This is a genomic window from Allobosea sp. LjRoot90, from assembly GCF_964254315.1.
Taxonomy (GTDB): Bacteria; Pseudomonadota; Alphaproteobacteria; order Rhizobiales; family Beijerinckiaceae; genus Allobosea.
Genome location: NZ_CAXUTF020000003.1, coordinates 554,355 through 566,597 on the forward strand (window position 1 = coordinate 554,355; position 12,243 = coordinate 566,597).

At 66.9% G+C, this 12,243-nt stretch carries 11 protein-coding genes; 4 read left to right on the top strand and 7 right to left on the bottom strand.

Annotation, left to right across the window (positions count from 1 at the left end; all coding sequences use genetic code 11):
• Positions 1-7: 7 nt before the first annotated feature.
• A complete protein-coding gene (gene rfbA / locus ACSQ3M_RS14810; RefSeq protein ID WP_436150827.1) occupies positions 8-886 on the top strand; it encodes a glucose-1-phosphate thymidylyltransferase RfbA in 879 nt (292 codons plus the stop codon).
• A 120-nt stretch (positions 887-1,006) separates the two neighbouring features.
• Positions 1,007-2,434 carry an FAD-binding oxidoreductase gene (locus ACSQ3M_RS14815; RefSeq protein WP_436150828.1) on the top strand — a complete coding sequence of 476 codons (1,428 nt, stop codon included), beginning with the start codon at positions 1,007-1,009 and terminating at the stop codon, positions 2,432-2,434.
• A gap of 45 nt (positions 2,435-2,479) precedes the next feature.
• On the opposite strand, the gene ACSQ3M_RS14820 is transcribed toward ACSQ3M_RS14815, so the two are convergent.
• The 3 genes from ACSQ3M_RS14820 to ACSQ3M_RS14830 all read right to left on the bottom strand — a co-directional run bounded on the left by ACSQ3M_RS14820 (position 2,480) and on the right by ACSQ3M_RS14830 (position 6,952).
• Positions 2,480-3,958, bottom strand: coding sequence for an aldehyde dehydrogenase family protein (locus ACSQ3M_RS14820; protein WP_436150829.1), 1,479 nt, complete (start codon positions 3,956-3,958; stop codon positions 2,480-2,482).
• 109 nt (positions 3,959-4,067) lie between these two features.
• Positions 4,068-5,738, bottom strand: coding sequence for a thiamine pyrophosphate-dependent enzyme (locus ACSQ3M_RS14825; protein WP_436150830.1), 1,671 nt, complete (start codon positions 5,736-5,738; stop codon positions 4,068-4,070).
• Between the two features lie 44 nt (positions 5,739-5,782).
• Positions 5,783-6,952 carry an amino acid aminotransferase gene (locus ACSQ3M_RS14830; RefSeq protein WP_436150831.1) on the bottom strand — a complete coding sequence of 390 codons (1,170 nt, stop codon included), beginning with the start codon at positions 6,950-6,952 and terminating at the stop codon, positions 5,783-5,785.
• A 152-nt stretch (positions 6,953-7,104) separates the two neighbouring features.
• Between ACSQ3M_RS14830 and ACSQ3M_RS14835 the strand changes: the two genes are divergently transcribed.
• Positions 7,105-7,572 carry an Lrp/AsnC family transcriptional regulator gene (locus ACSQ3M_RS14835; RefSeq protein WP_436150832.1) on the top strand — a complete coding sequence of 156 codons (468 nt, stop codon included), beginning with the start codon at positions 7,105-7,107 and terminating at the stop codon, positions 7,570-7,572.
• A 47-nt stretch (positions 7,573-7,619) separates the two neighbouring features.
• Here the strand turns inward: ACSQ3M_RS14835 and hpaD are convergent, their stop codons facing one another.
• Genes hpaD through ACSQ3M_RS14850 form a run of 3 tightly spaced genes read right to left on the bottom strand, consistent with a single transcriptional unit; the run spans position 7,620 to position 10,576 of the window.
• Positions 7,620-8,600 carry a 3,4-dihydroxyphenylacetate 2,3-dioxygenase gene (gene hpaD, locus ACSQ3M_RS14840; RefSeq protein WP_436150833.1) on the bottom strand — a complete coding sequence of 327 codons (981 nt, stop codon included), beginning with the start codon at positions 8,598-8,600 and terminating at the stop codon, positions 7,620-7,622.
• A gap of 45 nt (positions 8,601-8,645) precedes the next feature.
• The gene (gene hpaE / locus ACSQ3M_RS14845) at positions 8,646-10,184 is read right to left on the bottom strand and encodes a 5-carboxymethyl-2-hydroxymuconate semialdehyde dehydrogenase (RefSeq protein ID WP_436150834.1); all 1,539 of its coding nucleotides are present in this window, start codon (positions 10,182-10,184) and stop codon (positions 8,646-8,648) included.
• Entirely contained in the window at positions 10,181-10,576 is a 396-nt protein-coding gene (locus ACSQ3M_RS14850) for a 5-carboxymethyl-2-hydroxymuconate Delta-isomerase (protein WP_436150835.1), read from the bottom strand. Before ACSQ3M_RS14850 ends, hpaE begins: the two co-directional genes overlap by 4 nt.
• Before the next feature lie 134 nt (positions 10,577-10,710).
• Between ACSQ3M_RS14850 and hpaR the strand changes: the two genes are divergently transcribed.
• The gene (hpaR, locus tag ACSQ3M_RS14855) at positions 10,711-11,205 is read left to right on the top strand and encodes a homoprotocatechuate degradation operon regulator HpaR (protein ID WP_436150975.1); all 495 of its coding nucleotides are present in this window, start codon (positions 10,711-10,713) and stop codon (positions 11,203-11,205) included.
• 19 nt (positions 11,206-11,224) lie between these two features.
• Here the strand turns inward: hpaR and ACSQ3M_RS14860 are convergent, their stop codons facing one another.
• The gene (locus tag ACSQ3M_RS14860) at positions 11,225-12,145 is read right to left on the bottom strand and encodes a dihydrodipicolinate synthase family protein (protein ID WP_436150836.1); all 921 of its coding nucleotides are present in this window, start codon (positions 12,143-12,145) and stop codon (positions 11,225-11,227) included.
• Positions 12,146-12,243: the final 98 nt, after the last annotated feature.

Genomic DNA, 12,243 nt, shown 5'->3' on the forward strand with positions numbered 1-12,243 from the left:
GCTATCGATGAAGGGGATCATCCTCGCCGGCGGCAGCGGCACCCGGCTTCACCCGATGACCATGGTGACGTCGAAGCAGCTTCTGCCGATCTACGACAAGCCGATGATCTATTACCCGCTCTCGACGCTGATGCTCGCCGGCATCAACGAGATCCTGATCATTTCGACGCCGGAGGATGCCCCGCGCTTCGAGGCGCTGTTCGGCACCGGCGAGCGCTGGGGCCTCAAGCTGTCCTATGCAGTGCAGCCCAGGCCGGAAGGGCTGGCGCAGGCCTATCTTATCGGCGCCGATTTCGTCGCCGGCGGCCCCTCCGCCCTGATCCTCGGCGACAATCTCTATTATGGCGATGGCCTCACCGACGTCCTGCACCGCGCCGCCGCCCGCACCAGCGGTGCGACCGTCTTCGCCTATCGGGTCAGCGACCCCGAGCGCTATGGCGTCGTCTCCTTCGATGCCGCCGGCAAGGCGCTCTCGATCGAGGAGAAACCCAAGGTCCCGCGCTCGCACTGGGCGGTGACCGGCCTCTATTTCTATGACGCCGAGGTGGTCGAGATCGCCCGCAAGTTGAAGCCCTCGGCCCGCGGCGAGCTCGAGATCACCGACGTCAACCTCGCCTATCTCGAACGCGGCGCGCTCAGCGTCGAGCGGCTCGGGCGCGGCTATGCCTGGCTCGACACCGGCACGCCCGACTCCCTCGTCGAGGCCTCCGAATTCGTGCGCACGCTGGAGCGCCGCCAGGGCTTCCGCATCGCCTGCCCCGAGGAGATCGCCTTCGAGAACGGCTGGATCGATCGCGAGCAATTGCGCGCGCTCGGTCAGGCCCTGTCGAAGAGCGGCTATGGCCAGTACCTGCTCGGCGTCGCCGGGCGCGACCACTCGGCCTGACGCCGCACTTCCCCCAACGGTGCAGAGCGCTCATGCTGCATCGGCTGTGGCGCAAGGTCATGCGCCAGTCGAGATTGCATCCGAGCCGCGCCGAAGACGTGCACGAGGATCGAAGACCCCATGAACGCCCCCGCCACCACGCCCGGCACCTCTCGGCATCCCGCCCTCGACGGACTTACCGCGTCTCTGCGTGAGCTTCTCGGCCCGCGCTGCTCAACCTCGGACAGCGAGCGCGAGCATCACGGCCATGGCGAATCCTATCATCCGGCCAAGGCGCCGGACGTCGTCTGCTATCCCCATACCACCGAGGAAGTCAGCCGCATCGTCGCGCTCTGCCATCAGGCCAAGGTGCCGGTGATCCCGTTCGGCGCCGGCACCTCGCTCGAGGGCCATGTCGTCGCGCTGCATGGCGGCGTCTGCATCGACCTTTCGCGCATGAACGCGATCACCGCCGTCAACGCCGAGGATCTCGACTGCACGGTCGAGGCCGGCGTCACTCGCAAGCAGCTCAATGAGCATTTGCGCGACACCGGCCTGTTCTTCCCGGTCGATCCCGGCGCCGACGCCACGCTCGGCGGCATGACCGCGACACGCGCCTCCGGCACCAATGCGGTGCGCTATGGCACGATGAAGGACAACGTCCTGGCGCTCACGGTGGTGCTCGCCGACGGCACGATCGTGAAGACCGGCGGCCGGGCGCGCAAATCCTCGGCCGGCTACGATCTCACCCGCCTGTTCGTCGGCTCGGAAGGCACGCTCTGCGTCATCACCGAGATCACGTTGAAGCTCTACGGCATCCCGGAAGCGAGCTCGGTCGCGGTCTGTTCCTTCCCGGACGTCGCCAGCGCCGTTGCCTGCGCCATCGAGACGATCCAGTGCGGCGTCCAGGTCGCCCGCGTCGAATTGCTCGACGAGACCTGCATGCGCGCGATCAACCGCCACAATAATCTGAGCTATCCCGAGACAGTCGCACTCTTCCTTGAATTCCACGGCACGGAAGCGGCTGTGGTCTCGCAGGCACAGATGGTCGAGGCGCTCGCCGAAGGCCATGGCGGCGAAGGCTGGCGCTTTGCCGCCAGCGCCGAGGAGCGCAGCAAGCTCTGGCAAGCTCGGCACAACCTGCATTACGCGCTGCTCGCCTTGCGCCCCGGCGCCAGCAGCTGGGGCACCGACACCTGCGTGCCGATCTCGCAGCTCGCCACCTGCATCACCGAGATCAGGGAGCACGCCAAGGATGCGCCCTTCCCGGTGACCGCCCTCGGCCATGTCGGCGACGGCAATTTCCACATGGGCTTCCTGATCAGGATGGATTCGCCGGACGAGATCCGCGAGGCCGAGCGGCTGAACGGCCTCCTGGTCAACCGCGCCATCGATCTCGGCGGCACCTGCACCGGCGAACACGGCGTCGGTTACGGCAAGGCGAAGTTCCTGCGCCGCGAGCACGGCGACGCCGCCGTCGAGGTGATGCGGACGCTGAAGGCGAGCCTCGATCCCGACAACATCATGAACCCCGGCAAGGTCCTGCCGCCGGCCCTCGATCGGGTCTAGGGCCGAGAGCCAAGCGGGAACGCTGGAGCTGCGTTCTCACCTCGCTCACAGCAGCGCAGTGACCACCTTTTCATGGGTCACGTCGTCGAGCCCGTTGCGCCCGTTCTCGCGGCCATAGCCTGACTCCTTGACGCCGCCCCAGGGCAGACGCGCATCGATCAGCCCGAAGCCGTTGACCCAGACCGCGCCGGTCCGCAGCCGGCGCGCCAGCAGATGCGTCGCGGCGAGATCGCGCGTGAAGATGCCGGCGTTGAGGCCGTAGCGATTATCGTTGGCGAGCGCGATCGCCTCATCCTCGCTGTCGAACGGGATCAGCGTGCCGACAGGCCCGAAGATCTCGTCGCGGGCGATGCTCTGCTGGTTGGTCCCGAGGAAGAGCGTCGGCTCGACGAAGAAGCCCTCGCGATCGAGACGCCGCCCACCGCTGATCAGTTCCGCCCCCTCGCTCTTGCCGGCCTCGACATAGCGCATGACACGCTCGACCGAGCGCGCCGTGGTCAGTGGCCCCATCGTGGTCACGGGATCGAGCGGATCGCCCAGGACCTGCGCCTGCATGATCGCCTTGAGCCCATCGGCGATGTCGCCGATCCGGGAGCGATGCACCAGGATGCGCGTTCCCGCGGCGCAGATCTGGCCCTGATTGGCGAGCAAACCCATGGCCAGCACCGGCAAGGTCGCAGCCGGGTCGGCATCGGCCAGGACGATCATCGGCGCCTTGCCGCCGAGTTCGAGGGTGATCGGCTTCAGCAGTTCCGCCGCCTCCCGGGCCAGGATGCGCCCGACGGTGCCGCTGCCGGTGTAGCTCAGCTTCGCCACGAGCGGATGGCGCACCAGCGCGGTGCCCGCAACGGGGCCAAGGCCGGTGACGACGTTGAAGACACCGGCGGGGAAGCCGGCCTCCTCGACCAGCCTGGCGATGTAGAGCGAGGTCAGCGGCGCCTCGTCGCCCGGCTTGAGCACGACGGTGTTGCCTGCCGCCAGCGCCGCCGCAGCCTTCCAGCCGACATACATCGTCGGAGCGTTGTAGGCGGCGATCGCGCCGATGACGCCGAGCGGCTCGCGGATCGTATAGGAAAAGGTCGGACGGCCGAACGCCCCGGCCGTCGGAATGGTGCGGCCTTCGAGCTTGTCGGCCCAGCCCGCGAAATAGCGGAAGGTGTCGATCAGGTTGGGCAGATCGGCATGGAACGCCATGCCGAAGGGCTTGCCGTTGTCGAGCGATTCCATCGCGGCGATCAGCGCGGCATCCCGCTCGATCAGATCGGCAAGCCGGTAGAGGAGCCGCCCGCGTTCGCCGCCGCTCAACCGGGACCATGGGCCACCATCGAACTGGCGATAGGCGGCCTGGACCGCGGCATCGACATCCGCCTCGCCGGCGGCCGCCACCCTGGCGATGGCCTTGCCGGTAGTCGGATTGACGACATCGAAGCGCTCGTCCCCACTCGCCGGCCGGAAGGCCCCGTCGATGAAGAGATCGGTTTCGATCGCCTCGGCGATCGTCGCGGCGTCAACTGGAGCATTCATCGTGCTTCTCTCCCAGATCAAACAATCGCGTTTCGGCGCAGGTCCCCGCTTGCCGTCGCGTGCAGGCGACGGCATCCGACCCCACGATGAAAAAGGAACTAGCCGCCGGTCAGTCGAACCGGGGATGGATGAACGGCCAGGGCGAGGCTTCCGAGCCGCGCTCGACCTCGACGACGATCAGGGTCGGCTCGTTCGAGGCGATCGCCTCCGACAGCGCCGGCCTCAGCGCCGTCGGCGACGTCACGCTGTGTGCCTTGACGCCGAAGCTCTCGGCCAGCCGGACGAAGTCGGGATTGACCAGCGCCGAGCCGATCTCGCGGCCGCCGAAGCTGTTGGTCTGGTCGCGCAGCACGTTGCCATAGGCGTTGTTGTTGAACAGGATCGTGACCAGCCCGATCCGCTCCTGCACGGACGTCGCCAGTTCCTGCACCGCGAACATGAAGCCGCCATCGCCGGTGACCGAGACTACGGCGCGACCCGGATGGGCGACCTTGACGCCGAGCGCCGTCGGGAAGCCGAAGCCGAGCGTGCCCTGATAGCCTTCGCTGACATAGGTGCGCGGCTCGTAGACCGGGAAGCCGAAATAGGAGGTGAAGCCGACCTGGCAGAGCTCACCGACGAAGAAGCCGTCGCGCGGCAGGACCTCGCGGATCACATCAAGATAAGAGAGCTGGGGTTGGACCTGCTCGGTCTCAGCTCTGGCCGATGTGCACAGCTGCTGCAGCTCGATTGCCCGCTCCGGTGCCGCTGAACTCCCGAGGCGGCGCACGGCCGCGAGCAGCGCCGAGACGGCTGCCTTGGCATCGGCGACGATGCCGATCGTCGGCACAAGCCGCTCCATCTCCTTGGGATCGATGTCGATGCGGATGAGCTGGCGCGCCTCGCCGGGATCCTGCACGTAGCTCATTGGGTTGGCCCAGCGCATATAGGGCGCTTCCAGGCGAGAGCCGATGCCGAGCAGGAGATCGGTCTGCTGCCAGCGCCGCGCCGCGGCATAGGAGGACAGGCTGAAAGGGTGGTCCTCCGGGATGGCGCCGCGTCCGCCGCGGAAGGCCGCGACCGGAGCGCCGACCGCTTCGGCCAGCGCGGCGATCTCGGCGCCGGCATCCTGCGCGCCAGTGCCCAGCATGATCAATGGCGAGCGGGCCGCGAGCAGCGCTCGCGCCGCGGCCTCGATCGCAGCCTCGTCCGCGACCGGGGCTGCATCTTGTGTCGCCGCGGGGAAGTTTTCGGGCGCGCTCCCCGCCCCGGCCATCACGTCCCAGGCCATCTCGACCGCGACCGGCCCGGGCCGCCCGCTCAGCATCTGCCGGAACGCCTCGGCGAGGATGGCGCCGGTGTCCTCGACCCGCTCGATCCGCTGCGCCCATTTGGTCACCGTGCGCAGCGTCGCCAGCTGGTCCGGCAATTCGTGGAGATGGCCGCGGCCGCGGCCGATGAAGGCGGTAGGCACCTGGCCGGTGATGCAGAGCACCGGCGCGTTGCAGCCGAGCGCTGTGGAGAGCGCCGCGGTGGTGTTGAGCATGCCCGGCCCCGGCACCACCGAATAGACGCCGGGCCGCCCGGTCGAGCGGGCATAGCCGAAGGCCATGTAGGCGCAGGCCTGCTCATGCCGGGCGCCGAAGGTCCGGATCGTATCCGAGCGCTGCTGCAGCGCATCGAAGAAGGCGTACATCTGGGCGCCGGGCAAGCCGAAGACGGTATCGACCCCGTTGGTGATCAGCGCTTCGACGATCGCGGCGCCGCCGGTCATCTGCTGCGGCAGAACAGATTTCAGCATGATCTCTGGCATCCTTGGCTGACTGGAAAGGATCGGGACGAGGCTCAGTTCCGGGAGAGCACGCCGACCGCGACCAGTGCTTCGACGAAGCGCGGCGCATCCTGGCTGCGGAGCCCGGCAAGGTTGATCCGCCCGCTCGGCACGAGATAGACCGCGTGCTGGGAGCGCAGCACCTCCGCCTGCTCGCGTGTCAGCTTGAGCGTCGAGAACAGCCCGCGCTGCCGGGCGATGCCGGCGAGCGCCGGGTGCAGGGCGGCGAGCGCGGAGCGAACCGAGTGGATGCGCTCGGCCATGCCGGTAAGCTCGTTGCGCCAGTTGGCGGTCAGCTCGTTGCTTTCGAGGATCGCGCGCACCACGGCGGCGCCATGATCAGGCGGCATCGACCAGCTCACCCGCGCCGCTGCGGCCATGTTGCTGGCGACAGCTACCGGCGTGCGCGACTTGACGTAGAGCGCCCCTGTCCGCTCGCGATAGAGGCCGAAATTCTTGTCGCAGGAATAGGAGACCAGCACCTCGGGGCAGGCCTCGACAATGCGCCGCGCCCCGGCGGCATCCAGATCCAGCGTCTCGCCGAGGCCCTGATAGGCGAGGTCGACGAAGGGAATAAGGCCGCGTTCGAGGCAGAGCGCAGTGACCGCCTCCCATTGCGCCGCGTCGAGGTCGAGCCCGGTCGGGTTGTGGCAGCAGCCGTGCAGCAGCACGACATCGCCGGCCTGCGCCGATGACAGCGCCGCCATCATCGCCTCGAAGGACAGGCTCTGCGAGGTCAGGTCGGCAAAGGCGTAGTCGCGCACAGCCAACCGGGCGGCCTGGAAGATCGGGGCGTGATTGGGCCAGCTCGGCAGGCCGAGCCAGACCTGCGCCTCCGGCCGCGCGGCGGCGATCAGATCGGCGCCCAGCCGCAGCGCGCCACTGCCGCCCGGAGTCTGGAAGCCGACGATATCGTCCTGCGGAATTCGCGCCCCGAAGACGATCGGCCTCAGCAGGTCGACGAAGACCGGGTCGCCCTCGATGCCGAGATAGGACTTGCTCGGCTGCTCATCGAGCAGGATGCGCTCCGCCTGCTTGACCGCGGAGAACACCGGCGTGCGGCCCTGCTCGTCGCGATAGACGCCGACGCCGAGATCGATTTTGCCCGTCCGCTGATCCGCCTTGAACGCTGAAATCAGGGCGAGGATCGCGTCTGCCGGCTTCGGCTGCAGGCTCTCGAACATGGTGGTCTCCCGATTTCAGTGAGCGTAGCGCGCGCCAGACGCAATGTCCGCGCTTTCCAGATGATGGAGCGAGCCGTCGATGCTAGCTTCCAGCGCAAATGGAGTATTCCGTGCGCGAAAGCCGCACAATGCTCGCCGCGGGGATATCGCACATGCTCGACGCTTATGACGTGAAGCTGCTCTCCGCGCTCCAGCGCAAGGGCGACGCCGCCCATGTTGAGCTTGCCGAGAGCGTCCACCTGTCGCCGAGCCAATGCGCCCGCCGCATCGAGCGGCTGCGCAAGCACGGCTATATCGAGAAGGTCGTCTGCCTGCTCAACCCGGCGGCGCTCGGCCTGCAGGTCATGGCCCATTCGCTGCTCAGCCTGCGGGCGCACGATGCCGCGCAGAACGCCTCGCTGCAGCAATTCCTGCTGGAGTCGCCGGAGGTACTGGAGTGCCATGCGCAGACCGGCGATGCCGACATGATCCTCAAGATCGTGGCGCGCGACTTGCCCCATCTCAGCGACTTCATCGACCGGCTGATCGCCGTCACCGGCGGCCTTGCCTCCCTGCGGACCGGCGTGGTGCTGAAATCGATCAAGACGACGACGGAGCTGCCGCTGCGGGCTATCGCCTAAGCGATAGCGCAAGGTCGACCGAAGGGCTCCCTGCGCCCTTGGGGACCTCAGGCCGCGATGATCGGAGACGCTGCGTAGGCCGGCTGGCGCACAGGCGTACCCTCGAAGGCGGTGCCTTCCTCGAACCAGCTCTTTGGCGCGGGGGCGCCCCACAGCGTCTGGCGCTGCGGATCGCGCAGATCCCAGCGGATCGGCTCGTGATCGGGATCGATCGTCTGATAATCCGAGCAATAGATCTCGATGCGGTGTCCGTCGGGGTCGCGGATATAGAGGAAGAAGGCGTTGGAGATGCCGTGGCGCCCCGGACCGCGCTCGATATTGCCGACATAGCCGGTGGTTGCCATCAGATCGAGCAGGTCGATGATGTTGAGCGGCGTCGGCACCCAGAAGGCAACATGATGCAGGCGCGGCCCCACGCCATGGGTGAAGGCCATGTCGTGGACACCGCCCTTGCGATGCATCCAGGCGGCCCAAAGCCGGGTGCAGTCCTCGTTCTCGGTGTATTCAGTCACCCGGAAGCCGATCTCGTTGTAGAACGCGACCGAAGCGTCGACATCGTCCGAGAAGCAGTTGAAATGGTCGATGCGCAGGGGTTTCACCCCTTTGTAGAGCGCGTATTTCTGGTGAACCGACGGCAGCTTGTCCATGCGGAAGTAGAATTCCAGCGGCACGCCAAGCGGATCGGTGGTGCGCAAGGTTCGCCCTTGATAGGGTTCCTCGACGAACTCGGCCTTCAGGCCTTTGGCACGGAAGAAGTGCTGGGCCTTGTCGAGGTCCTCCTCCGAGAAGACCTTGAAGCCGAGATGGCGGGCGGCGGGCTCGGCTCCCTTCTCCAGGACGATACAGTGGTGGCCGCGCTCTTCCATGGCCCGGAAGTAGAGCCGTTCCGGCGTCTCCTGCGTGAGCTGCAGACCGAGCGTGTCGCCCCAGAACGCCTTCGCAGCGACGAGGTCACGGACCGTCAGCACGACGTGGTTCAGGCGCACGATATGGAAGGACGGATTGAGGACGCTGGACGGGACGGGCATGGTTCCTCCTCGATATCGTTCTTTGCTGTCTTCTTGGCCGCAGCGTCAGATTCCCAGCCGCGGCACCTGGTGGGTATCGAAGGCCACGGCGACGTTCTTGGTCTCCATGTAGAAATCGAAGGAATAGTCGCCGCCATCCCGCCCGATGCCGGATGACTTCACCCCGCCGAACGGCGTCGGCAAATGGCGGACATTCTCCGAATTGACCCAGATCATCCCGGCGTCGAGGTCGCGCGCGACGCGGTGGGCGCGGCCGACATCGCGAGTCCAGATATAGCCCGCCAGCCCGTACTGGACGTCGTTGGCGATCGCGATCGCGTCGGCCTCGTCCTCGAACGGGATCATCGTCAGCACCGGCCCGAAGATCTCCTCCTGCGCGATCCGCATGCCATTGCTGGCATTAAGATAGAGCGTCGGCTCGACATAGTTGCCGGCGCCGTCCAGCGCCCGCCCGCCACCACAGGCGACACGGGCGCCCTCATCCCTCGCCAGAGCGGGATAGGACAGCACCTTCTCGGCATGGCGCGGATGGATCAGCGGCCCGATCTCGGTCGCCGGATCGAGCGGATGACCGACGCGCAGGCGCTTCACCCGCTCCGCGACCTTGGCGGAGAAAGCATCATAGATCGAACGCTGGACCAGCGCGCGCGACGACGAGGTGCAGCGTTCGCCATTGAGCGAGTAGATCATGAACAGCACCGCATCGAGGGCACGGTCGAGATCGGCATCCTCGAACACGATCACCGGGTTCTTGCCGCCGAGCTCGAAATGAACGCGCTTCAGCGTGTCCGCGCCTTGGCGCATGATGTGCTGCCCGGTCGTCGTCTCGCCGACGAAGGCCACTGCCTTGATGTCCGGATGCTCGGTCAGCGCCTTGCCGGCGCTCTCGCCGAGGCCGTGGACGACGTTGACCACGCCTACCGGAAAGCCGTGCTTGCGGATCGTCTCGTCCATGATCTCACCGAGCAGCGTGGCCGACAGAGGCGACCATTCGGCCGGCTTGTGGACGACCGTGCAGCCGGCGGCGAGCGCCGGTGCGATCTTCCAGGTCGAGAGCATGAACGGCGTGTTCCAGGGCGTGATCACGCCCACGGGGCCGATCGGTTGGCGCAGCGTGTAGTTGATGTGCCCCTCGTCCGGCAGCGACAGGCCGTTGCCGGCTTCCGGCGCCCGGTCGGCATAGAAGCGAAAATTCTCGGCCCCGCGCAGCGCCGCGTTCGACATGAAGCGGATCGCCTGGCCAGTATCGCTGCTCTCGACCAGGGCGATCTCCTCGGCCCGCGCCTCGATCGCATCGGCGATCGCATGCAGCACGGCGCGGCGCTTGGCGCCGGAGGCCTTCTTCCAGGCCGGGAACGCCTTGCGCGCCGCTTTAGCGGCCCGATCGATCTCGGCCTTGTCGCCGGCGGCGACGATTGCCTGGCGTTCGTTCGTTGTCGGGTCGAGCGTATCGAAGGTCGCGCCCGAGGCAGAGGCCACAGCCTCGCCTGCGATCAAATGCGGCACGGTGCCAGCCGTGAAGCGCTCCATCGCCTTGCGCGCCCTGGCGAGGTTCGCGGTCAGCTTCGTATCGGTTGCGGTCATGGCTTCGCCCTCGCTTTCAGGCGCTCGTGCAGGTTGTTGGTCTTCAGCGACGCGGTCCCGTCGATCTCGGAGACATCGAGACTGAGCGCGAGACCACGGCGCTCGAACGTCTCGGCGGTTTCGCGTTCGAGCACCGCCATCAGCGCCTCGGCGACGCGCCGGCGGGTCGCGGCATCGCGCCCCTCGCCGATCCGCACCACGACGGCGATGAAGGCGTTTTCAGGATCACCGTCGGCCACCAGATAGTGCTCCCGCCGCGCTGCGCGGGTCCGCAAACCAGCCAGTGGGAAGACACCGGTCTCCAGGGCAGCGGCGTGCAGCGCCTCAACCAATCGCATCGGGCGAACCTCGCCTTCGAGGTTGGCGGTATATTCGATGACGATATGGGGCACGTTGCTCCTCCGTGTCCAAATTAGATAACATGTTAAATTTATTGTCGCAAGCACGTTTGGCTCGGGCCGCCACCTCAGCTAGGGTGGCGCAAATCTCAGATGGGTTTCAAGGTTTGACCGACGATTCGAAGACCATGGGCGCCACGGGTCCCGCTGCGACCAGGCTAAGGCTGCGCCATTTCTCCAAATCGCTGCCGATGTCGCTGCTGCGCGCGCGGGAATCGGTGATGCGGCATTTCCGCAAATCCCTGCGCGAGTTCGGCGTGACCGAGCAGCAATGGCGCGTGCTGCGGGCGCTGAGCACCATGCCGCAGATGGAGGTGGCGGAGCTCGCGCGGGCGACATTCCTGCTCGGCCCCAGCCTGTCGCGGATCCTGGCGGATCTCGACCAGCGCGGCCTGATTCTCCGGACGGCCGACCCTGCCGATCTGCGCCGCTGGATGATCTCGCTCAGCCCCGCCGGCACCGCCCTCATCGACACGGTGACACCGGTGTCGGAAGCAATCTATCGCGAGATCAGCCAGCGCTTCGGCGCGGACAAGCTGGCCGAGCTGCAGAGCCTGCTCGCCGAGCTCGAGCAGGCCATGGTCGGCATCGGCAGCGACACACCGGCCGCCCCTGCCGATTGAGCGGAGCGACGGCCGGTCTTCAACCGCGACCGGCTGCCAGCGTTCCGGGGAAGACACCGAGCTTCCCGACATGCTGGCGAACAAGGTCCTCGCCGAAGGTCGTCGGTCGCATGGCGGGCGCACGGTCATGGATCGCGATACCGGCCCGCGCCCCGAAGATGCGCTTGCCATAGCAGATCAGGCTCTCCAGCGACTGCATCATGAACACGATGACAGGCAGGATGTCGCGATAGATGCGCTCGGCCTCGGCCTCATTGCCGGCGACGAAGGCATCATAGGCCCTGGTCGTGAAATCGATGATCTCGGGGGCGAGGATCATCCCGACGCAGCCGGCGCGCAGGTTCTCGATCAGCTCGAGCCCGCCGCGGCCGTTCATCACCGGCAGCCGGCCTTCGGTCGTCTCGATCAATTGCCGGATCTCGGTCGCCGGCCCCTCACCCTTCACCAGCTTGATGTTGGGATGCTGGGCGACGAGGCTGCGGATATCCTCCGCCGACAGGCCGCGGCCCATATAGGCGGGCGCGTTCTGGATCGCGACGGGCAGGTGCGTGGCATCGGCGACCCGGCCGAAGAAGCGGATATATTCGCCCGCCGCGAAACTGCCGACCATAGGCGGCTGCAGGATGACCCAGTCGGCCTTCGCCGCCTCGGCCGCCTTGACCAGTTCGATCTGCTCGCCGACCGAGGTGCCGTAGATCGTGAAGCCGAGCGGCTTCACGCCCCCGACATCCTCCGAGGTCCATTCCATCACCGTCCGCCGTTCGGGCACGGTCAGCTTGGAGACCTCCGTCGCTAGGCCGAGCGCGGCGATGCCATGGGCACCGTGTTCCAGGCAGATCTCGACCTGCCGCCGCATCGCCTCTCGGTCGAGCCGCTCCTGCGCATCGAACAGCGCGTAGAGGATCGCGTGGATGCCGGTGAATGCGGTCTGTGTGGTCATGATCACGCCTCGCTTCAATAGTCAGATGTTAAACATCAGATGAATGCTTGCGCGCAAGTCCCGGTCGTGACAGTTTCTCGCCACGGGAGGGAACAGCG